Origin of the sequence: Hymenobacter rubidus (genome assembly GCF_016734815.1) — a bacterium.
Taxonomy (GTDB): Bacteria; Bacteroidota; Bacteroidia; order Cytophagales; family Hymenobacteraceae; genus Hymenobacter; species Hymenobacter rubidus.
The window spans coordinates 23,051-44,522 of the sequence record NZ_JAERQF010000025.1 but is presented as its reverse complement, the minus strand read 5'-3'; the positions used below and the strand labels follow the sequence as shown (position 1 = coordinate 44,522).

16 protein-coding genes are annotated in these 21,472 nt (G+C 59.8%); 7 read left to right on the top strand and 9 right to left on the bottom strand.

Features of this window, described 5'->3' with window-relative positions:
• Positions 1-14: 14 nt before the first annotated feature.
• The 3 genes from JKL48_RS16070 to JKL48_RS16060 all read right to left on the bottom strand — a co-directional run bounded on the left by JKL48_RS16070 (position 15) and on the right by JKL48_RS16060 (position 2,502).
• Complete coding sequence (locus JKL48_RS16070; protein ID WP_201984405.1) at positions 15-638, bottom strand: hypothetical protein; 624 nt, start codon at positions 636-638, stop codon at positions 15-17.
• A 112-nt stretch (positions 639-750) separates the two neighbouring features.
• On the bottom strand, positions 751-1,617 hold the full coding sequence (nadC, locus tag JKL48_RS16065) for a carboxylating nicotinate-nucleotide diphosphorylase (protein WP_394368861.1): 867 nt from the start codon (positions 1,615-1,617) through the stop codon (positions 751-753).
• 483 nt (positions 1,618-2,100) lie between these two features.
• Entirely contained in the window at positions 2,101-2,502 is a 402-nt protein-coding gene (locus tag JKL48_RS16060; RefSeq protein ID WP_201984403.1) for a DUF4783 domain-containing protein, read from the bottom strand.
• A gap of 171 nt (positions 2,503-2,673) precedes the next feature.
• Here JKL48_RS16060 and gpmI point away from each other — a divergent pair, with 171 nt between their 5' ends.
• A complete protein-coding gene (gene gpmI, locus JKL48_RS16055; protein WP_201984401.1) occupies positions 2,674-4,224 on the top strand; it encodes a 2,3-bisphosphoglycerate-independent phosphoglycerate mutase in 1,551 nt (516 codons plus the stop codon).
• Positions 4,217-4,786: a hypothetical protein gene (locus JKL48_RS16050; protein WP_201984391.1), complete on the top strand. Its 570-nt coding sequence runs from the start codon at positions 4,217-4,219 to the stop codon at positions 4,784-4,786. Before gpmI ends, JKL48_RS16050 begins: the two co-directional genes overlap by 8 nt.
• 18 nt (positions 4,787-4,804) lie before the next feature.
• On the opposite strand, the gene JKL48_RS16045 is transcribed toward JKL48_RS16050, so the two are convergent.
• Together JKL48_RS16045 and prfA are read right to left on the bottom strand one after the other, a co-directional pair.
• Positions 4,805-6,346, bottom strand: coding sequence for a hypothetical protein (locus JKL48_RS16045; protein ID WP_201984386.1), 1,542 nt, complete (start codon positions 6,344-6,346; stop codon positions 4,805-4,807).
• Positions 6,347-6,584: 238 nt separating this feature from the next.
• Positions 6,585-7,658 (bottom strand): peptide chain release factor 1, encoded by a 1,074-nt coding sequence (gene prfA, locus JKL48_RS16040; RefSeq protein WP_201984381.1) that lies wholly within the window; start codon positions 7,656-7,658, stop codon positions 6,585-6,587.
• A gap of 113 nt (positions 7,659-7,771) precedes the next feature.
• On the opposite strand from prfA, the gene thrA reads away from it, so the two are divergent.
• From thrA to JKL48_RS16015, 5 genes are all read left to right on the top strand, one after another.
• On the top strand, positions 7,772-10,213 hold the full coding sequence (thrA, locus tag JKL48_RS16035; protein WP_201984378.1) for a bifunctional aspartate kinase/homoserine dehydrogenase I: 2,442 nt from the start codon (positions 7,772-7,774) through the stop codon (positions 10,211-10,213).
• A gap of 88 nt (positions 10,214-10,301) precedes the next feature.
• Positions 10,302-11,237, top strand: a complete 936-nt coding sequence (locus JKL48_RS16030) for a homoserine kinase (RefSeq protein WP_201984374.1) — start codon at positions 10,302-10,304, stop codon at positions 11,235-11,237.
• Positions 11,238-11,414: 177 nt separating this feature from the next.
• Positions 11,415-12,710 carry a threonine synthase gene (gene thrC, locus JKL48_RS16025; RefSeq protein ID WP_201984372.1) on the top strand — a complete coding sequence of 432 codons (1,296 nt, stop codon included), beginning with the start codon at positions 11,415-11,417 and terminating at the stop codon, positions 12,708-12,710.
• 192 nt (positions 12,711-12,902) lie between these two features.
• Positions 12,903-13,592, top strand: a complete 690-nt coding sequence (locus JKL48_RS16020; protein ID WP_201984370.1) for a c-type heme family protein — start codon at positions 12,903-12,905, stop codon at positions 13,590-13,592.
• Positions 13,593-13,721: 129 nt separating this feature from the next.
• A complete protein-coding gene (locus JKL48_RS16015; RefSeq protein WP_236668851.1) occupies positions 13,722-15,023 on the top strand; it encodes a protoporphyrinogen/coproporphyrinogen oxidase in 1,302 nt (433 codons plus the stop codon).
• Positions 15,024-15,105: 82 nt separating this feature from the next.
• On the opposite strand, the gene JKL48_RS16010 is transcribed toward JKL48_RS16015, so the two are convergent.
• From JKL48_RS16010 to JKL48_RS15995, 4 genes are all read right to left on the bottom strand, one after another.
• A complete protein-coding gene (locus tag JKL48_RS16010; RefSeq protein ID WP_201984367.1) occupies positions 15,106-16,518 on the bottom strand; it encodes an MFS transporter in 1,413 nt (470 codons plus the stop codon).
• Between the two features lie 94 nt (positions 16,519-16,612).
• On the bottom strand, positions 16,613-18,436 hold the full coding sequence (locus JKL48_RS16005; protein ID WP_201984365.1) for an alpha-amylase family glycosyl hydrolase: 1,824 nt from the start codon (positions 18,434-18,436) through the stop codon (positions 16,613-16,615).
• A gap of 119 nt (positions 18,437-18,555) precedes the next feature.
• A complete protein-coding gene (locus JKL48_RS16000) occupies positions 18,556-19,263 on the bottom strand; it encodes an SDR family oxidoreductase (RefSeq protein ID WP_201984363.1) in 708 nt (235 codons plus the stop codon).
• A 147-nt stretch (positions 19,264-19,410) separates the two neighbouring features.
• The gene (locus JKL48_RS15995; RefSeq protein WP_201984360.1) at positions 19,411-21,321 is read right to left on the bottom strand and encodes an alpha-amylase family glycosyl hydrolase; all 1,911 of its coding nucleotides are present in this window, start codon (positions 21,319-21,321) and stop codon (positions 19,411-19,413) included.
• Positions 21,322-21,472: the final 151 nt, after the last annotated feature.

Below are 21,472 nucleotides of genomic sequence, written 5' to 3'. Positions count from 1 at the left end.
GCAGAGGTTGAAATTTAGACGGTGGCGGCCCCGGCTTCGGCGGGCAGAAGGTTTTTGCGGCGCAACATGGCCTCAAAAAGCTTGCGGTCGTTGTCGGCGTTGAAAATTTTGTAGGGCAAATGTAGAAACACCGGCACGTCAAATGCACGCGCCATCCAGGCACGCCACGCGGCCGTGCCTTCGGGCGGAGTGCCGGGCTTGAGATAAAGCAGGTAGCTCTCGGCATCGCGGCGGGCCCGGCCAATCATGTCCCAAGTCAGCTGCATCGCCTTCTCGGGACCTACGCGCAGTAGAATCTGCTTGTTGTCCATCTCAAAGTTCATGCGCTCAAACAGCGGCTTGCTCTGCTCCATCTGGGTGATGCCCGTCACCTGCGCCGAGCGAAACAGCACAAACAGAATGGTGAGCACCACGGCCAGCACCAGCCACCACCACGAATGCACAAAAATGGCCGGCAGCAACCCCAGCGCAAAGGGAATCAGGGCATACACCCAGTCTTTTTTCCACACCTCGCCCATCACCATGCGGGTGTAGGCATCGGTCGTAAGCTGCGATTTTTTGGTCCGAATGGCGAGCGACGGTGCCTGCTGGGCCTGGCGAAAGCCGCCACCACTGCCGCGTTGATTAGGTTGGTTCACGATGATAATGTGAAAATGTAGTGATGTGTTGAGTTGTGAAAATGAATCAATTGCAATGTGTGGAAATGCCTATAATGCACCACATTTCCACATCAGCACATTTCCACATTTTTTAATATGCTTTTAAACTCAAATCGAGGCTTTTAACAGAATGGGTAAGGGCGCCTACCGAGATGTAGTCAACGCCGGTGCGGGCCACTTCGGCAATGGTTTGTTCGGTGATGCCGCCGCTGGCCTCGGTTGGAAACCGGCCGGCAACCAGGGCCACGGCTTCCCGTAGCTGGTCGGGCTTCATGTTGTCGAGCATGATGCGGTCGATGCCGCCGGCTGCCAGCGCCTGCTGCACTTCGTCCAGCGAGCGGGTTTCAATCTCAATGGGCAACTGCCGGCCAGTCTTTTCCAGATAAGCGTGCGTGGCCGCAATAGCTGCCCCAATGCTGCCGGCATAATCAACGTGGTTATCCTTCAGAATAATCATGTCGAACAGCCCGTAGCGGTGGTTCACGCCGCCGCCGATGAGCACGCCCCACTTCTCGCAGAGGCGAAAGTTGGGCGTGGTTTTGCGGGTATCGAGCAGCTTGGCGCTGGTGCCGGCAATCAGGTTATTCAGGTGCGCCGTGTAGGTGGCAATACCGCTCATGCGCTGCATGCAGTTGAGTACCAGGCGCTCGGCCGTCAGAATGCTGCGGGCCGGGCCTTCCACGGTGAAGGCGATGTCGCCGTGCTTTACAGGCGTACCGTCGGCCAGTAGCGGCGACATGCTCAAATTGGCGTCCACTTCCTTGAAAATGAGCGGCGCCAGGGCCATACCGGCCAGAATGCCTTCGCCCTTCACCAGCAGGTGGGCGCGGTTGCGGGCGTCGGCCGGAATGGAAGCCAGGGCCGAATGGTCGCCGTCGCCCACATCCTCGGCCAACGCCGTGCGGATAAAGGTGGTCAGGGCTTCGGGCGTGAGATAAGGGGCGGGATGGATTTGCACGGCGCAAAGGTACGGCCCTTGCGGCGGCAAAGAAAACCAGGGCAAAGGATGTCTTTCGTCAGCCTAATTCCCTGCCTATTCTATCAACGTGGGCCCCCATCATGTTAGAGCAGCATCTGTCATGATGAGAAGCTGTTTGAGTTGTTTTTTTAGTCGCCCGACCGGTGTAGAGACGCATCTTTGCGTCTCGTCGTTGAACAAAATCGGCCAACGATGAGACGCATAGATGCGTCTCTACACCGGTCGGCTGCTATGTCTCGCTAACGCAAACAGCTTCTTAGAGCGGTTTCGGCGTCCCTGTACAGTAGCGCGAACTTTGTAGTTCGCGTACCAGAACGATACTCGAACGGCGCGGGGACGCGAACTACAAAGTTCGCGCTACTACCTGCGCTGCCCATTGACTCCGAATCCGCTCTAGCATGACAGACTTTTTTAATGATAAGCCACAAAAAAATCCCCGACCTGTGCGGGCCGGGGATTGGGTTATTCTTTCGTAAAGTCCAGTGTGTCTATCAGCGGAGCGCCACGCGTGGGCTTAAGCTTGACATATACCCGATAGGTACCGCTGCGGCCCGTGTAGCGCCCAACGGCGTACTGAATACCTTCGCCGCTCTGGCCCTGATGAATCAGCTCGAACGTGCTGGGTGCATTCTTTGAGAAAAAGTCTTTCATCACAATTTCGGCCTGCGTCGAATTATAGATGTTTTTTTCACCATCGAAGCCAATCTCAATAGTAGGCGCAAAATACTGCGACAACTCCCGCGAAGAGCCGTTGCGCAGGGCCGACCGAACGGCCCCCATATTATCAGCCTGTGCGTGTGCTGCGCTGGCAAGCAAAAGGAAGAGCCATCCTAAAAATAGCGTCCTAACAAAATAGCGTTTCATTATAGGGGTAATAAGTGCGTCATACGCGAAGACTTTCAAGCGAAAATGGTGCCAGGAAATAAGGATAGTTCCCAGGAAGCTTGTAAACTTAGTAAAAAACCTGACATTTTTAACTACTTGCAAAGGTAGAAAATTTTCAACCCGTGGGCGGGGGTACTGTATCTTTGCCGCATGAGTAAACAGGTTTTGTTGGTGATTCTGGACGGGTGGGGTATTGCCCCGAACACAGCGGTTTCGGCAGTGGATGCGGCTAGTACGCCGTTCTACCACGAGCTGTTGCAGCGTTTTCCGCATAGCAAACTCCAGGCCTCGGGCGAGGCCGTGGGGCTGCCCGAAGGCCAGATGGGCAATTCGGAGGTGGGCCACATGAATATCGGGGCCGGCCGCGTGGTCGACCAGGAGCTGGTGCGCATCGGCAAGTCCATCCGGGAGCGCAAGCTGGGCCAGATGCCGGCTTTGGTGAAGGCGTTTGAGTACGCCATTGCCAACGACAAGCCCCTGCATCTCATTGGGCTGCTGAGCGATGGCGGCGTGCATTCGCACATCGACCACGTGAAGGCGCTCTGCACCATTGCGCACGAGGCCGGCGTGCGGCGCGTATTCGTGCACGCTTTCACCGATGGCCGCGACACCGACCCCAAGAGCGGCGTGCGCTTCGTGAACGAGCTGGAAGAATCGATGGTGCGCAGCGGCGCCAAAATTGCTTCGGTGGTGGGCCGCTACTACGCCATGGACCGCGACCGCCGCTGGGAGCGGGTGAAGGTAGCGTACGACTTGCTGGTGCACGGCATCGGCACGCCTTCGCAAAACCTGATTCAAACCATTCAGGAGCAGTACAAGGAAGGCGTGACGGACGAATTCCTGAAGCCCATCGTGAAAACCGGTCCCGATGGCCAGCCGCTGGCCACCATTCAGGAGGGCGACGTGGTGCTGTGCTTTAACTTCCGCACCGACCGGGGCCGCGAGATTACGGAAGTGCTGACGCAGCAGGACATGCACGCCTTTCAGATGCAGCGCCTGAACCTGCATTACCTGACGCTGACCAATTACGACGACACCTTTGTGGGCGTGACGCCCATTTTTGAGAAGGACAACCTGAACAACACCCTGGGCGAGGTGCTGGCGGCGCACGGCAAAACCCAGATTCGCATTGCCGAAACCGAGAAATATCCGCACGTCACGTTCTTCTTTTCGGGCGGCCGGGAAAATGAGTTTGCCGGCGAAACACGCATTCTGCGTGCCTCGCCCAAAGTAGCCACCTACGACCTGCAACCCGAAATGAGTGCCGCCGAGCTGCGCGACGCGCTAGTGCCGGAGCTGCAAGCCAAGTCGGCTGATTTCGTGGTGCTGAATTTTGCCAACCCCGACATGGTGGGGCACACCGGTGTGTTTGAGGCCGTGGTACGCGCCGTGGAAACCACCGATGCCTGCGCCCGCGCCGTGGTGGAGGCCGCCCTCGAAGCCGGCTACGCCAGCATCATTATTGCCGACCACGGCAATGCCGAGTTTATGCGCAACGCCGACGGCTCGCCTAACACCGCCCACACCACCAACCTGGTGCCCTGCATTCTGGCCGACAACGACTACCGCGGCACCCTGGCCGATGGCAAGCTCGGCGACCTGGCTCCCACCATTCTGGAGCTGATGGGCGTACCCCGGCCACCCGAAATGACGGGCCTGAGCCTGTTGCGCCCCACCACGCTAGCTGCTGCGAATGCGTAAGGGCATCGTATTGGCAACCGGACTGTTGGTACTGGCTGGCTGCGGCGATGCCGGTCCGGCTGCACCGCCCGCCCGGCGGCCGCTTTATTTTGACGTAAAAGGATTACTCGCCCGGCAGGTAGAGCAGCTAGACCAGCGCCACGCCGCCGTGACCAAGCGCGTGAGCCTGCGCGGCAGCATACCGGAAACGGTGCGGGTGCCCACGGTGAAATGGGCCGACGAATTGCAGATTTTTTTTCAGGCCGATATCAACAAAGCGGCTTTGCGTGGGGCGTATGCCGTGGATTCGGTGGTGTTGCCCGGCGGCTTGCTGCGCCGGACCTACACCCGCCGACCGGGCCAGCCCAACGCCCCCGTCGCGCGTTTGACGGTGGTGCAGCGGGGGACGGTAGCCCAGGAAGTATCCGCTACCATCAGCCAGAGCAATCCGTTGTTTTCGGCGCAAAAGCAACTGCGTTTTCAACTGCAAAACGGGCAGCTGCGGCACTACGACGTGCAGGGCACCCAAAAGCTGGTGCTGTTTGATACGCTGCGCTATGCCGCGGGCGGGCAGGTAGAATAGCCGCCGCCTGGCTACGACCTATTCGTAAGCGCCGAGGCTGGGCTGGGTCTGGCTGCGCCGCAGATTCAGCAAATCAACAGGCAGAGGCGCTCCTACCAGGGGGCGCTTTTTGGCCGGCGAAGTATCCTGAAGGCGATAGTCGGGCCGGCTGCTGGTAAGTGTGGTACGCTTAAAAAGCGGGTCGGCGACGGCTACCAGGTTGAAAAGGCCCGGCGCGCCCAGGCCGGGCTTGTCGGTGGCGTTGGTGGCCGCCGCGTAGTCTTTGGTGCGCAGGAGGGTATTGCGAATATTGATGGTGGAGAGGTAGTCGGCGTTGTTCTCCATGTATAGCTCGTTCTCGTAGTTGCCCCACACAATGCTGTTGGTCAGGTTGATAACCAGTGGGAATTTGACGGAATTTCCCTTAGCATCCTCCAGTGCATTTGAAAAATTGAGGGAGGCAGTTTCACGCCGGAACGAGGGCGTGTAGTTCGCGAAAGTGCAGAAGTTGAGGTTGAAGGTGCCGCCGTAGCCCAGCACGGCGTATTCGCCGCAGTTGGTGAGCAGGCAGTTGGTAGCGGTGATGTTGCCCAGCACGCCCACGATGCCGCCCGGCGGCAGGCCCGTGCCCACGTAGCTGGGGTTAGAGCCGGAGATGTTGCGCATCACCACGTTTTCCAATCGCAGGTCGGGCTGGGGAGCGCTGTTCTGCACATTCAGGATGGATGCACCGAAGTTGGCGTTCTTGATTTCGGTGTAGCGAATGACGTTGTTACGGCTGGTAGAGGTGAAGAAGATGCCGCCCCACTGACCCGGAACATCGGCGTAATAAGCTTCGAGTCGGTCGCCCTGAAAGCGTACTGTCGCGGCTTTGGCGGCCGTGGTGTCGCCGGCAGCGGGAGCAAAAGCGGCATTAATCCTGAGCGTGCCGTTGACCTGAATGGTGGCACCCGCGTGGCAATAAATCTTTGCGCCCGGCTGAATTTGGAGAGTAGAGCCAGATTCTACGTACACGCCGATATCTACCGGGCCAGTGGGCTGCGCATAAGGACTGTTGATAATGACATGCGGCTTGTCGCTGCGCCAGATTTCTGTTCGGTTGCCTGTAATAATAAGGGCGCGATGGAAGTAGGCATTTTGCCCATAAGCCACCAGTTTCACGTTCTGGTCGTTGCCATTGGTGAGAAAATGGACTTCATCCGTCACCAGGAAATTCTTGGCTAATCCAGCCGTCCCATTGTCACCAAGCACGGCGCGCACCAGCACCTGTAGGCTGTCGTTGCCCCGAATGGTTATGCCGTTGACTGCGGCGCCGGCGTCGCCGTTGATAATGAGCGAATAGGTAGTGCCGGAAGTACCTTTTAGGCTAACATTCGTTTTCACGGCACCGCTGTTGCGGTTGTACACCCACAGCCGCTTCGTCACGGTTTTGATGGTGGTAAACACTGTATCAAACAGCACCGTGTCGGCGCCCATTTCCAGGCTGCCGGAGGTCTGCACCAAATCTTCCTTGGGCTCGCAGCCGGTCAGGAGGGTGAGCAGGCAGCTCAGAATAAGGAACAGCGGGAAAAGATAGCGCATAAGGAAGCAAAAGCAGTCAACTCCCCTCCTTGCCAAGCAGGGGACGCGGCCGCGAAGCGGACGCTGGGGTGGTTGTGGCGTTGAACGACAGTTGAGAGCAGATAGTATGCTGGTCTACGGTCAATTCAAGAAGCAGACGTGCGGCTCGTTCGGGCGTCGTTCAACGACTTCACCACCCCCGTTTTTGCTTCGCAAAAACTCCCCTCCTTAAACAAGGAGGGGAGTGGTCGTGTTGCAATTACTTCGTCACGCCCTCCTGCAGGCGCTCGGCGCTTTCGGCGATGCGGAGCTGCTCCACGAAGTCATCCACGTTGCCTTCCATCACGCTGGCTAGGTTGTACACCGTATAGCCGATGCGGTGGTCCGTCACGCGGCCCTGCGGGTAGTTGTAGGTGCGGATTTTGTCGCTGCGGTCGCCGCCGCCAATCATGTTTTTGCGCACCAAGCCGTCAGCTTCGTTCTTCTTGGCTAGCTCCATGTCGTAGACGCGGGAGCGGAGCACGGCCAGGGCTTTGTCGAAGTTTTTGAGCTGCGACTTCTGGTCCTGGCACTGGGCCACCAGGCCGGTGGGCAAGTGGGTGAGGCGCACGGCCGAGTAGGTCGTGTTCACCGACTGGCCGCCGGGGCCGCTGGAGCAGAAATAGTCCTTGCGAATGTCGCTCATGTTCAGCTCCACGTCGAATTCCTCCACTTCGGGAATCACCACAATGGAGGCCACGCTGGTGTGGATGCGGCCCTGGGTTTCGGTGGCCGGCACGCGCTGCACGCGGTGCACGCCGCTTTCAAATTTGAGCTTGCCGTACACGTCCTCGCCGCGCACGGCCACGATGATTTCCTTGTAGCCGCCGGCGGTGCCTTCCATGGCGTCCATCAGCTCCATTTTCCAGCCCTGTTTTTCGGCGAAGCGCATGTACATGCGCTGCAAATCACCGGCAAAAATGGCGGCTTCGTCGCCGCCCGCGCCGGCCCGGATTTCCATGATGACGTCTTTCGAGTCGTTGGGGTCTTTAGGCAGCAGCAGGTCTTTGATGACTTCTTCGAGGCGCTCTTTCTCGGGCATTAGCTCGTCGAGCTCGGCCTTGGCCATCTCGCGGAAGTCCTGGTCCTTCTCCGTGGCAATGACTTCGCGGGCGTTTTCGATGTTGCTGAGCACACCCTGGTAGTTGCGGTATTCGGCCACAATCTTGCCCAGCTCCTTATATTCTTTATTCAGTGCTTTATAGCGCTTTAAGTCCGACATCACGTCGGGCTGCATCAGCTCGTCGTTCACATTGTCGTAGCGCTGGCTGATGGCTTCTAATTTATCAAGCATCGGTGTTCGGGAATTAGTCAGTAGTTTGCAAAGATACTGAATCTAAACACCGCTATGTAGGCCGGACGTTCATTCAGAATCATAACCCAACAGCCGCCCGGCGGCCTGAGTTTATGCAAGTGTTGAAATTCGGAGGCACCTCGGTGGCCTCGGCGGAAAATATCCGCAAGTCGCTAGCCATTGCGGCGAAGGCAGCGGAGCGCAGTTCGGTGGTGATGGTGGTGTCGGCGTTGGGCGGCACCACCGATGTTCTGATTGGGGCCGGCCGCGCCGCTGCCGCCGGCGACACTGGGTACCGCGACACGCTGTTGCAGCTGGCCACCCGCCACCGCTTGGCCGTGCAGCAGCTCCTGCCCGCCGCTCATACCCTGGAAGAAGGCCAGCTAGTGACCCAGTTTGGTGAGCTAACCACGTTGTGCAACGGCATTTTTGCCTTGGGCGAATTGTCGAATCGGACTCTGGACCGGCTCATGGCTTATGGCGAGTTGCTGTCGTCGCACCTGATAGCTTCGGTGGCAAAAGTGCAGGGGCTGGATGCTGCGTGGGTTGATGCCCGGCAACTCATTCGCACCAATTCCCGCTTCGGCATGGCCGAAGTGGATGTGGCCACGACGCAAAAGCTGGTGGCAGCATTCAAAACTGAGCATTCGGCGAAAATCTGGGTGGTGCCCGGCTTCATCGGCGCCGATGCCCACGGCACGACGACCACACTGGGCCGCGGCGGCTCCGATTATACGGCCGCCCTGCTGGCTGCTGCGCTGGATGCCGACGTGCTGGAAATCTGGACCGACGTGAGCGGCATGATGACGGCCGACCCGCGCCTCGTGCGCAGCGCCCGGCCCATTGCCCGCATTAGCTACCAGGAGGCCATGGAGCTCTCGCACTTCGGCGCCAAAGTGCTGTATCCGCCTACTATTCAGCCAGTGATGCAGCGCGGGATTCCGCTCTGGATAAAAAACACCTTCGCGCCCGACGACTACGGCACGCTGGTGGAAGTGGAGCCGCCACGTACGCCGGCTGTGGTGCAGGGCATCTCCAGCATCGGCAACCTCACGCTGCTGAATCTGGAAGGCAGCGGCATGGTGGGCATCCCCGGCTTCTCGAAACGGCTGTTTGAGGCGCTGGCAAGGGAGCGCATCAACGTGATTCTCATCACGCAAAGCTCGTCGGAGCATTCCATCTGCGTGGGGGTGAACGCGCAGGACGCTGCGCCCGCCCAAGTGGCCGTGGACGAGGAGTTTGCCACCGAAATTGCCGCCGGCCGCATCGAGCCACTACGGCCCGAGAAGGACCTCGCCATTGTGGCGCTGGTGGGCGAAAACATGAAGGACCATCCCGGCATCAGCGGCAAGCTGTTTGGCGCGCTGGGGCAGAACGGGGTGAACATCCGGGCCATTGCGCAGGGTGCTTCGGAGAAGAATATTTCGACCGTGATTCGGGCGGCCGACGTGCGCAAGGCCATCAATGTGCTGCACGAGGCCTTTTTCGAGGCTACCAAGAAGCAGGTGAACCTGTTCATCCTCGGGCCCGGCAACGTGGGTAGCAAGCTGCTGGAGCAGCTGGCGCGACAGCAGCCGCATCTGCTTGAAAAACTCGGTTTGCAGGTGCGCGTGGTGGCCATTGCCAACAGCCGCCACTGCCTGGTGGATGAAAACGGCCTCGACCTCACGGCCTGGCCAGAGGAGTTGGCGCAAGCTCCCGCTCAAACGTTGGAGGAATTCACGCAGCTCATCATCGGCCGCAACCTGCGCAATTCGATTTTTGTGGACGTGACAGCTAACCCGGCGGCGGCCGGCATTTACGCTCATCTACTGGGAAAAAGCGTGGCCATTGTGGCCTGCAACAAGGTGGCCGCGTCGTCGGACTACGCGCATTATGCGAAGCTGAAAAGCTTGTCGAAGGAATTCAACGCCAGCTATTTGTTCGAAACCAACGTGGGCGCGGCCCTGCCCATCATCGGCACCTTGAACGACCTCATGCGCAGCGGCGACGTGGTGCGGCGCATGCAGGCCGTGCTATCCGGTACGCTCAATTTCGTGTTCAACAACTACGACGGCACCCGGCCCTTTGCCGAGGTGGTGCGCCAGGCCCAAACCGAAGGCTACACCGAACCCGACCCGCGCCTCGACCTGAGCGGTTCGGACGTGGCCCGCAAAATCCTCATCCTCGCCCGCGAAGCTGGGCAGGTAATGGAAATGGCGGACATTGAAATCGAAACCTTCCTGCCACCTGCCTGCCTCGAAGGCGACGTGGAAGCCTTCTACACCCAAATGGCCGCCCACGAAAGCCACTTCCGCGCCCTCTACGACGCGGCCACGGCCGCCGGCCAGCGCCTGAAATTCGTGGCCCGCTACGCCGATGGTCGCGCCGCCGTGGGCCTGCAAACCGTAGCGCCCGGCCACGACCTCTACGACCTGCGCGGCAAGGACAACGTGGTGCTGTTTTATACCGACCGCTACGTAGACCAGCCGCTGGTGGTGAAGGGCGCCGGAGCCGGGGCTGAGGTGACGGCCTCGGGCGTGTTTGCGGATATTATCCGCGCCGCGCGGCTGTAGCACCGTAGCGCGAACTTTGTAGTTCGCGTTTCCGCACCGAATAAATTGTTCTGCCACGCGAACTACAAAGTTTGCGCTATTGCTCCTCATGCCTGATTCCGTTCTTGTTCATTCCCCCGCCACGCTCTCTAATCTGGGCTGCGGCTTCGATGTATTCGGCCTGTCCCTGACTGCGCCTTACGATACCGTCCGGGTCACGCGCAGCGCCACGCCGGGCGTTCGCATCCAACACCTCGACCCTTACAACCTACCCACCGACCCCACCCACAACGTGGCGGGCGTGGCCCTGCTGGCCCTGCTGAAAGAAGCGCCCGATGCCATCGGCTTTGAGGTGGAAATTACCAAAGGCATCATGCCGGGGAGTGGCGTGGGCAGCAGCGCCGCCAGTGCCGCCGGGGCCGTGGTGGCGGCCAACGCCTTGCTGGGCAATCGGTTCAGTAAAATGCAGTTGGTGGATTTTGCGATGGAAGGGGAGGCCGTGGCTTCCGGCGCTCGCCACGCCGACAACATCGCGCCGGCAATTTTCGGCGGGTTCACGGTGGTACGGGCCCTGGAGCCGGCCATTGACATCATTGCGCTGCCCGCGCCGCCCTTGTGGGTGGCCGTGGTGCACCCGCAGATTGAGGTGAAAACCAGCGACTCGCGCAAAGTGCTGCCGGCTACCGTGCCGCTGGGCCTGGCCGTGCGCCAGTGGGCCAACGTGGCCGGGCTGGTAGCCGGCTTTTTGACAGCGGATTATGAGCTAATAGGTCGTTCCTTGGACGACTACATTGTGGAGCCGGCGCGGCTGCCGCTCATCCCCGGCCTGGCCGAGGCAAGAAAGCGGGCGCTGACGGCCGGGGCCATTGGGGGCGGCATCTCGGGCTCGGGGCCATCCATTTTTATGCTCAACAAGACCGAGGCGACGGCGCAGGCGGTGGGCGCGGCGCTGGGTAGCGTGTTCTCCGAGTTGGGGATTGAGTTCAATGTGTACGTCGGGCCGGTGGGTACCGGGGGGGCGTATGTGGTTCCGGAGGAGGAGTAGTCGCTCTCCTCGCCAACCTCACCCCCTGACCCCCTCTCCCAAAAAGAGGGGGCACCGAATATGCCCCAGACGGATGCGGTGATATAATTGTCCTCACGAACCGGTGCCCCCTCTTTTTGGGAGAGGGGGTCAGGGGGTGAGGTTAATGGCTGCGCATTATCGAAAAACCAACTGAAAATGAAATACTACAGCCTCCGCCACCAGTCGCCGCCGGTTGATTTTCGCACGGCCACCATCACCGGGCAGGCGCCCGATGGCGGCCTGTACTTCCCCGAAACTATTCCCAAATTCCTGCCGGGTTTTCTGCGCGAGTTGCGCAGCCTCAGCAAAGCCACCGTGGCCCTGAACGTGATGCGGCCCTACGTGGGCAGCACCATTCCGGAAGCCGACCTCTACCGCATTTGCGCCGAGGCGGTCGACTTTGAGTTTCCGCTCGTGCCCGTGGTGGAAGGCGTGTCGGCCTTGGAGCTGTTTCATGGGCCCACGCTGGCGTTTAAGGACGTGGGGGCGCGGTTTATGAGCCGCTGCCTGGGCTACTTCGCGCAGCGCGGCGACACACCGCCCGTGACGGTGCTGGTGGCTACCTCCGGCGATACCGGTGGGGCCGTGGCCAGCGGTTTTCTGGGCGTGCCGGGCGTGGAAGTCGTCATTCTCTACCCATCGGGCAAAGTGAGTCCGGTGCAGGAGCAGCAGCTCACCACCCTGGGCCAAAACATTACCGCGCTGGAAGTGCAGGGCACGTTCGACGACTGCCAGGCGCTGGTGAAGCAGGCGTTTCTGGACCCCGAATTGGCCCGGCGCCGCTTCCTCACCTCGGCCAATTCCATCAACGTGGCGCGCTGGCTGCCGCAGCAGCTCTACTATTGCTTTGCCATGCAGCAGTGGCCGGCCGGGGCGCCCGCGCCGGTGGTGTCGGTGCCCAGCGGCAACTTCGGCAACCTGTGCGCCGGGCTGCTGGCGCAGGCTTCGGGGCTACCGCTAGGCCATTTCATCGCGGCCTGCAATGCCAACGAGCCCGTACCGGCCTACCTGCGTACCGGGACTTACGAGCCCCGGCCGGCTGTGCCCACGTTCTCCAACGCCATGGACGTGGGTAACCCCAGCAACTTTGTGCGCATTCTGGAGCTGTTTGGCAACGACCTGGGCCGGTTGCGCGCCGCCCTCAGCGCCGATACCGTGAGCGACGCCGATACCGTGGCCGCCATTCGCCAGGTGTGGGAGCAGGACGGCTATATGCTCGACCCGCACGGCGCCGTCGCTTACACGGCGCTGCGCCGCTACCAGACGCAGCACCCCGATGCGGCCGGGATGATTCTCGCCACGGCGCATCCGGTGAAGTTTCCGGACGTAGTGGAGCCCATTCTGGGCCGGGCCATTGAGTTGCCGCAGGTAGTACAGGCGTTGCAGGGCCGCACCAAACGAAGCGTGCCGCTGGCGGTTAACTACGAGGACCTGAAAGCTTACCTGATGTAATGAATACAAATAGCAGGTTCAAGTAATAACGTCATACAGAGGCGCAGCCGAAGCATCTCGCGTGCCACCACTAATTCTGTTTCACTCGATTGGATTACTACTCCACGCGAGATGCTTCGGCTGCGCCTCTGCATGGCGTGTCTTGCGTAAAACTTTCAACGTCACGTTCGAAATACCTTCCTGCTTTTGCCCGTGAAAACCCTGCTGTATAAAATTGCCCCATTGGCCGTGGTGTTAAGCATCGTCGCCTGCCGCCCCGACCAGATTGAACACCTCAAGGACAGCAAACGCATCGGCATCGAAGCCGAGAACTGGGAGGTGAAGCGCATCATGCCCAACGACTTACTGCGCGCGGCACGCTGGGCCGGCGATTCCCTCACCGCCACGGCCGATACCCTGTTGCGCCGCACCATAGCCCGCGAACTGGCAACCGGCGGCGTGGCCCACGCAATGAGCCTTTGCCAGCCCGAAACCTACCGCTTCGTCGATTCGCTGGCGGGCGTGCTAAAGGCTACCACGCGGCGCGTGAGCGAGCGGCCCCGCAACCCCGCGAACAGGGGCGTTCTGCTGCCCGAGGAACTCAAGCCTGACACGGCGCGCAGCATCAAGCGGCTGTCGCAGGAAGTTTTCTTCTACGGGCGGCCCATTGTGCTGAACAACAGCGTCTGTCTGCGCTGCCACGGCGAAATCGGCAAAGACATTTCGGCAGCTGACTACGCCCTTATCAAGCAAAAATTTCCGCAGGACCAAGCCACTGGCTACCGTTTGGGCCAGGCAATGGGCGCCTGGCAGCTCAGCCTACGCCGCGATGGCGTAGCCGAGTTTTGGACCATGAAGACGCGCAAGAAGTGGCGCGAGCACAAGATGCCCAAGCTGTTTTAGCGTTTGGTTTGTTTCGTGTGTGGCTCAAAACGCACGGAAATTGTGCCGGAGCCCAACCTTTCGCGCCCGGCGCCGTGAAGTTCAATGGCCTCTGTTGGCCAAGTGCACCCCTAATCCTTCCGCTCAGCTATGAATCCAGTGTCTAAACCCATTATCATCATCGGGGCTGGCATGGCCGGGCTTTCCTGCGCCACATGGCTGCACCGCGCCGACTGGCCGGTGCTCCTGCTCGATGCCGCCGACGCCGTGGGCGGCCGCGTGCGCACCGATGTTACGCCGGAAGGCTTCCGCCTCGACCGGGGCTTTCAGGTTCTGCAAACCAACTATCCCGAAGCCCGGCGCCTCTTCGACTACGGCGCACTGAACCTGAAGGCGTTTCGCTCCGGAGCCGTCATTCGGCTGGCCAATGGCAGCGAGACAACCTTGCAAAACCCCTTGCAGCATCCGCAGGGGGCTTTTTCGGCGCTCACCTCGGCCATTGGCACCCTGCCCGATAAGCTGCGCGTGCTGAGCTTTGTGCGGCATGTGCTCAAGTACACGCCCGAAGAATTGCTGGCCCGCCCGGCCACCGATACGCTGACCTTCCTGCAACGCTATGGCTGGAGCGAGCAGATGATAAACGCATTTTTTAAGCCGTTTTTTGGCGGCGTTTTTCTGGATAGAGAGCTGACCACGGCCAGCAATTTTTTCGAGTTCGTGTTCCAGCAATTTGTGACGGGCGAGGCGGCCATCCCGGCCCTGGGTATGCAGCAGCTGCCTGAGCAACTGGCGGCCCGGCTGCCGGCGGGCACAGTGCAGCTAAACACGGCCGTGACGGCCATTGTCAACGGCTCGCAGGTGCGGCTGACCACCGGCAAAGTGCTGGAGGCGGCGGCAGTGGTAATCGCCACCGACGGCCTGGCCGCCACGCGCCTGCTGGCCGGCCGCAGCGGCAAGCCCGACGACGCCATCAGCGCCGAAGCGGCGAGCTTCCCGACGGCGGCCCGCCTGACTACCTGCACGTATTTTGCCACCCGCGGTGGGCATTCGCCGGGCCGCAACGACAAGCTGCTGCGTCTCAATGCAGCCTCTAATGCCTTGGTGCACAACGTGGCGTTTCCGGCCGATGTGAGCGGGGCATACGCGCCGGCGGGTCGGGCGCTGGTGTCGGTGAGCACCCACGGCGAGCGCAGCACAAGCGAGGAGGAACTCACGGCAGGTGTGCGTAGGGAATTGGCGGCGTGGTTTGGGCCGGCGGCTCGGGAGTGGGAGCATTTGCGCAGCTACCGCATTGCTACGGCGCTGCCGGTGTACCTGGCCGGGCAGCCGGCGCATCAGTCCCTCCGACTCTCGGATAGCCTCTACCGCTGCGGCGATTGGACGGCTTATCCGTCGCTCAACGCGGCGCTGGCTACCGGGCGCGAAGTGGCCGAGATGATTATCAAAAGCTGATGCCAGCCGATGAAGCATGGCTTGACATGAAAAAGGCTGTCTCTGGTTGAAGAGACAGCCTTTTCTGTCAAAATAAAGCAGCTTATACCTGCGGATTGGCCGGAGCCAGGGCGTCGTAGCCGAGCGTTTCGGCAGGCTCTTCCACGGGCAGCCGAATATCATCGGCGTCGTGAACACGAAGGGTGAGCAGGCCCGATATTATCATCGATACGCCGCCCATGACCAAGGTGTAGATGGGCTGGTCGTGGAACACATGTTTGGTGAGCGGGCCCAGAATAAGGCCGGCTGCGCCCTGCGGAATCACGATGAAAAAGTTGAATACACCCATGTAATAACCCATTTTGTTAGAGGGCAGAGCGCCGGCCAGCATGGCGTAGGGCACTGACAGAATGCTGGCCCAGGCAATGCCCACGCCCACCATCGACAGCAAAATGTAGTGGTAGTCCTGAATGAAATAAATCGAAATCAGCCCCAGGCCGCCAGCCACTAGGGCCAGCATGTGGGTGAAGCGCCGGCTCGTGGCCTTGGCTATAATGGGGAGCAGCAGCGCCACCACCGCCGACAGGCCGTTGTAGACCGAGAAGCACACGCCCACCCAGTCGCCGCCTTTGTTGTAGAGCGCGGAAGAGGTGTCAGTGGTATGGAAAACGTGACTGGTGACAGCCTGCGTGGTATAAATCCACATCGAAAACAGGGCAAACCACGAAAAAAACTGCACCACAGCCAGTTGCTGCATTGTTTTGGGCATGTGAAAAATGCCCTCAAACGACTCCTTCAGACCGTTGGCAAAGCCGGCGGTGCGGGCCTTTTCAGCCTCAAACTCGGCCAGGTTTTCGGGCGGGTATTCCTTGGTGCGCAGAATGGTCCAGAGCACGGCCGAGAAGAACACCAAGCCGCCCACGTAAAACGCATACTTGAGCGAGAGCGAAATATGGCCTGGCTCGGGCGTGTTAGACACGCCAAACCAGTTGGCAAACATCCACGGCAAGGACGAGCCGACGATGGCGCCCACACCAATGAAGAAAGTTTGGGCTCCGAAGCCGGTGGTGCGCTGCTGCGAGGGCAATAAGTCGCCGACCAGCGCCCGAAACGGCTCCATGGAGATGTTGATGCTGGAGTCGAGAATCCAGAGCATGCCAGCCGCCATCCAGAGGGCCGTTACGTTGGGCATCACCACCAGTGCAAGGGAGGCTAGCACGGCACCCACGAAGAAGAACGGGCGGCGCCGGCCAAACCGGGGGCTCCAGGTGCGGTCGGAAAGGTAGCCGATGACAGGCTGCACCAGCAGCCCCGTGATGGGCGCGGCCAGCCATAGGAAGGCAATTTCGTCGGTTTTGGCGCCCATGGTTTCAAAAATCCGGCTCATGTTGCTGTTCTGCAACGCAAAGCCGAACTGAATGCCGAGGAAACCAAAGCTCATGTTCCAGATTTGCCAGAAGCTGAGCCGGGGCTTGATGCTGGTGCTGGTGGTGGGTGCGGCGGTGGGAGCTGCCATAGAGAAGGCGGGGAAAGAGTGAGAGCTGCGAACGCCACCTCAGGGGCGAGCACAGCGTTGAATTTACTGGATTTGCCTCAGTTTTCGGGCCAGATTACCGCGACTTTATCTCAAAAATGTGGGCCGATAGTGGCTCCAAAGTCAGATTAAGCGCGTTGCGCGGCTCCTCGTTGGCCAGGAGGTCGGTGTAGGTGTAGAATTTTTTGGTGCTCAGGCCCATGGCGGCCATGGCTTCGGGCGAGATGGTGAGGGTGGGCCGGTAGGTTTTGTCGGTCGAGAAGTTCACCACCACCAGCACCTGCTGCTTGTCGGTGTAGCGCAGGTAGGCGTAGAGGCGGCGCTGGTCGTACTCTTTGCCGAGGTTGTTGGCGTCCTGCAACTCGTAGAAGCGGCCTTTGCGGATGGCCTCGGTGTTGCTGGCCACGTTCAGCAAGCGGCTGTAGAAATCGCGCAGGCTTTTTTGCTCGGGGCTGAGCCGGGCACCGTCAAACTTGCCCTGATTCAGCCACTTCTGGTGCTCGGGCACGCCCCAATAGTCGAAGATGGTGGTGCGGCCGTCCTCGGCGCTGAAGCCTTCGGTGCCGTGGGCGGGCTCGGCCACTTCCTGCCCGAAATAGAGCATCACCGGGCCGGTGCCCAGCGTGGCCGTCACGGTCATGGCCGGGATGGCGCGCTTGGGGTCGCCGGCAAATTCCTTGGACGCAATGCGCTGCTCGTCGTGGTTTTCCAGGAAGCGCAGCATGTGCGACGAGAAGCCGTTGCTTTCCTCCTTCCAGACGTGGGTGATGTCCTCGGTGGTGCCGCCGCCGGTCATGAGGCGGCGCAGGCCGTCATACAGGCCCACTTTGTCGTATAGAAAGTCGAATTTCCCTTTGTCGAGGTAGGTTTTGTATTCCTTTGGATTGTAGGCTTCGCCAATAAAAATCAGGTCGGGCTTCGCTTTTTTAACTTCCGGAATTACCCAGGTCCAGAACTCGACGGGCACCATCTCAGCCATGTCGCAACGGAAGCCGTCCACATTTTTGCCGGCCCAGAACAGCAGAATGTCGCGCATCTTCTTCCACGTATCGGGCACGGGGTCGAAGTGCATCTTGCGAGCGTTGACATAGTCCACGCCGTAGTTCAGCTTCACGGTTTCGAACCAGTCGTTGATGCTGGGGGCTTCCGAGAAAACGTCGTTGCCGGTGGCTTTGGCAGGGGTTTCGGCAAATTTGCCATCCTCGCGCGGGCCTTTCAGCGGGCCCAGCGGGTTGTAGCCAGCGGGCACCACGAAGCTCTTGCCGGGCAGGTAGTAGAAGTTGTTGTTGGGCGCAAAAGCCTTGGTTTTATCGTCCTGCGCACCCAGGTCGACCACGTTCTGAGGCTTGGCGTCCGACCTGTAGGAGCGGGCCACGTGGTTCGGGATGAAGTCCATGATGACCTTTAAGCCGTGGTCGTGGGTGCGCTTGATGAGGGCTTCGTACTCGGGCATCCGGTTTTTGACCACCACGGCCAGGTCGGGGGCCACGTCGTAGTAGTCCTTGATGGCGTAGGGCGAACCGGCGCGGCCTTTCACCACGTCGGCATCGTCGGGCGGAATGCCGGCGGCGGTGTAGTCCGTCATGGTGGCGTGCTCAATCACGCCCGTGTACCAGACGTGGCTCACGCCCATTTTCTTGATTTCGTCGAGGGCCTTGTCGCTGATGTCGTTGAACTTGCCGCAGCCGTTTTCGGTGATGGTACCGTAGGGTTTGTTCAATGCCACTTTGTTACCAAACAGGCGCGTCATCACCTGGTAAATGACCAGCTTGTGGTCCTGGGGCACCTCGGCGGTGGTATTGGGGTCGGTGGCGTGGGGGTGTTTTTTGTCCACAGGCGGGTTGGGCAAAGAGAAAGCGGCCAAGGTGAGCATGCCGCCGGCCAGCAACAGTTTTTTCATGGTGCGGCAAGATAGTCAATTGGTGAGTTGGTGAAATGGTGAACAGGTGAGTTTGATGTTCTGACAACGCATTCGGTGCAGTTTGCACCTCAAACTCACCAGTTCACCAACTCACCATTTCACCACTCCTGCGTGAGTGGGTGCAGCATCAGTTCGTCCACCACGACGTGGGCTGGCGTTTCCAGTACGTAGCGCACGGCCTGGGCCACGTCGCTGGGGCGCAAGTGGGTTTTTTCGGCCTCGGGGCTGCCGGGGGTGGTGTCGTTGAAATAGGTATCGACCAGGCCGGGGTAGATGGTGCTCACTTTGACGCCGTGCGGGCGCACTTCCTTGCGCAGGCTGGCCAGCACAGCATCCTGGGCAAATTTGCTGGCGCCGTAGGCAGTGCCGTGCGGGAAAGTGCGCTTGGCCACATCGGAGGTGATGCCCACGATGTGGCCCCGCTTCTGGGCTTTAAAGTGGGGAACGGCGGCTTTGCAAAGCAGAAAAGTGCCTTTCACGTTGGTATCGAAAATCCGGTCCCACTCGGCGGCTTCGAAATGCTCCAGCTCATTGAAGGAACCCACGCCGGCGTTGCAGACGAGAATATCGAGGCGGCCGTAGTGGCTCAGGGTTTCGCTGACAATATATCGAGCATCGGTTTCGTCCGAGATGTCGGCCACGATGCAGAGGCCCCGCGTTTTCTGAGTGAGTTCTTCCAACTCCCCCTCGCTGCGGGCCACGGCTACTACTTTGGCGCCCTGCAGGGCCAGCAGCAGCGCAATGGCTTTGCCGATGCCGCGGCTGGCGCCGGTGACGATGGCTACTTGGTCGGTGAGGTCAGTCATGAGCGCAAGGTTTCGCTAAGTTAAAAATCAAGTTTCGCAAAGGCAGCCCAAGAGGCTGCTAGGATAAAATAAAACGAACCGGAAACAAGAAGTTGCAAAACGCTTCGCCTTTGCGAAACCTGATTTTCAACTTAGCGAAACCTTGCGCTACTTCCGCAACTCCACCACCCACACCGTGTGCGCCGGAATGTTCAACGTCTTCAAATCCGAAACCGTCGCCCCGCTCACCACTTCTATCCCCGACGAAAACCCATCAAACCGCTCGGCAAACCGCGTTCCGTCCACCTTTTTCTCGTCCTTGGTGTTGTTGGCAATCACCATTACGCAGGCAGAATCATCGTACCGGAAGTACGTATACACGCCGTCCTGCGGGATAAACTGCATCAGCTTGCCCGAACTCAAAACCGGGTGCGCCTTCCGGTAATTCGCCAGCTTGCTCACGTAGTCGAAGGCCTCGCCCGCCTGGCCACTGGGGCGCGTGGTGAAATAGTCCAGCTTGTCGCCCGCCCAGCCGCCGGGGAAGTCCTCGCGCACCTTGCCGTCGGGGTTCGAAAAGTTCTTCATCAGCACCTCCGTGCCGTAGTACAGCTGCGGCGTGCCGCGCAAGGTCAGCAGCCAGGCAATGCCGGTTTTGAATTTGCCGAAATCCTCGCCAATTACCGAATAGAATCGACTCATGTCGTGGTTATCCAGAAACGGCACGTTGCGCGTGGCATCTACGTACAGCCAGTCGCCCTGCAAGGCATGGTAGAGCTTGCTCAAATCGCCGTTTTCGGTCTTCAACGCATCTGAAATCGCAAAGCAGATTTGGAAATCAAGCACGCCTGGCAGGTTCGATTTAAAGCCGTTTACCGGCGGAAAAATGTTCTGGGCAAAGAAAGCCTGCTCGGCTTCGGTGCCTTCCCAGGCCTCGCCAAACAGAGCCAGCTTGGGGTATTCTTCGCCAATGGCCTTGCCCCAGGCCATCAAAAACTGCGGTTGGGAATAGGGGTAGGTATCAATGCGATACCCGTCGATGCCCGTCGACTCGACCCACCACAGAAAGTTCTGAATAATATAAGTAGCTACCAGCGGGTTGCCTTGGTTCACGTCGGGCATGGTAGTGTCAAACCAGCCGTCGTTGAACAGCTGGTAGTCGCGCTTCGAGCCGTAGGGGTCGTTCAGCGCAAAGGCGTTGTAGTTGCTGCGCGTGAACTTCGGGAAGGCGTGGAACCAGTCGGCCGCCGGCTTGTCGAGGAACAGGTGGTGGTAGCTGCCCCAATGGTTGAGCACAATGTCCTGCACCACTTTCAGGCCGTCGGCGTGCGCGGCTTTCACAAATCGCTGGTACTCTTCGTTGGTGCCGTAGCGCGGGTCGATTTTGTAGCAATCCGTGACGGCATAGCCGTGGTAGCTGGCCTTGGGCATGTCGTTTTCGATGATGGGCGTGGGCCAGATGGCTGTGGCGCCCAGCTTCTTGAAATAATCGAAGTGATTTTGAATGCCTTTCAGGTCGCCGCCGTGGCGGGCGTACATCGAGTCGCGGGCAATGTGGTTCACGCGGGTGCCCTTCACCACGTCGTTCTTCGGGTCACCGTTTGCGAAACGGTCCGGCATCAGCATGTAGATGAAGTCGGCCTGCGTGAGGCCCTGCACGCGGTTGGGGTCGGTGTTGCGGGCCCGCAGCTCGTAGGCATACGTGAGCTTTTTGCTGCCTTTAAATTCCAGCTTCAACTGGCCGGGTCGGGCTTCGGAACCAATGTTGAGGTTGACGACGAGGTAGTTGGGGTTCTCCAGTTTCTGGGTGCCCTCCAAGGCCACGCCAGGGTAAGTAGCCAGGGCCGCCGTGCTGCCGCCAATGCCGGGCGCGTGCACCAGCAGCTGCAGCTTGGGGTTTTTCATGCCCACCCACCAATAGGTTGGGTCGATGCGCACGTCCGGTGCTGCTTGCGTGGCGGCGCTATGGCTGGGAGAAGTGGCCTGCGCGGCCGGAGCAAGCGGTTCGGCCTTGGCTAAAATGGGCGCGATGAGCCCCAAAGGGAACACTGCGGCGGCCAGCAGCAAACGTGGGAATTTCATGGAAAAGAGCGGTAAAATGGCGTAAAAGCCAAAAGTAGCGCTTTCCTTTTCCGGGCCGAAAATGCAACCGTTTCCACTCCAAAAATAAATTTCCCGGCCCTGCTTTAGCAATTCTGTTTCGCTCACTCGCCTAGCTTCTGACCCACAAAAA

Bases quoted from the DNA above. Each gene is read 5' to 3' on its own strand.
- JKL48_RS16030 (WP_201984374.1), top strand. From the start codon at position 10,302: ATGCCTGATTCCGTTCTTGTTCATTCCCCCGCCACGCTCTCTAATCTG.
- thrA (WP_201984378.1), top strand. From the start codon at position 7,772: ATGCAAGTGTTGAAATTCGGAGGCACCTCGGTGGCCTCGGCGGAAAAT.
- JKL48_RS16010 (WP_201984367.1), bottom strand. From the start codon at position 16,518: ATGGCAGCTCCCACCGCCGCACCCACCACCAGCACCAGCATCAAGCCC.
- prfA (WP_201984381.1), bottom strand. From the start codon at position 7,658: ATGCTTGATAAATTAGAAGCCATCAGCCAGCGCTACGACAATGTGAAC.
- JKL48_RS15995 (WP_201984360.1), bottom strand. From the start codon at position 21,321: ATGAAATTCCCACGTTTGCTGCTGGCCGCCGCAGTGTTCCCTTTGGGG.
- gpmI (WP_201984401.1), top strand. From the start codon at position 2,674: ATGAGTAAACAGGTTTTGTTGGTGATTCTGGACGGGTGGGGTATTGCC.
- JKL48_RS16045 (WP_201984386.1), bottom strand. From the start codon at position 6,346: ATGCGCTATCTTTTCCCGCTGTTCCTTATTCTGAGCTGCCTGCTCACC.
- JKL48_RS16060 (WP_201984403.1), bottom strand. From the start codon at position 2,502: ATGAAACGCTATTTTGTTAGGACGCTATTTTTAGGATGGCTCTTCCTT.
- JKL48_RS16005 (WP_201984365.1), bottom strand. From the start codon at position 18,436: ATGAAAAAACTGTTGCTGGCCGGCGGCATGCTCACCTTGGCCGCTTTC.
- thrC (WP_201984372.1), top strand. From the start codon at position 11,415: ATGAAATACTACAGCCTCCGCCACCAGTCGCCGCCGGTTGATTTTCGC.
- JKL48_RS16015 (WP_236668851.1), top strand. From the start codon at position 13,722: ATGAATCCAGTGTCTAAACCCATTATCATCATCGGGGCTGGCATGGCC.
- JKL48_RS16050 (WP_201984391.1), top strand. From the start codon at position 4,217: ATGCGTAAGGGCATCGTATTGGCAACCGGACTGTTGGTACTGGCTGGC.
- JKL48_RS16000 (WP_201984363.1), bottom strand. From the start codon at position 19,263: ATGACTGACCTCACCGACCAAGTAGCCATCGTCACCGGCGCCAGCCGC.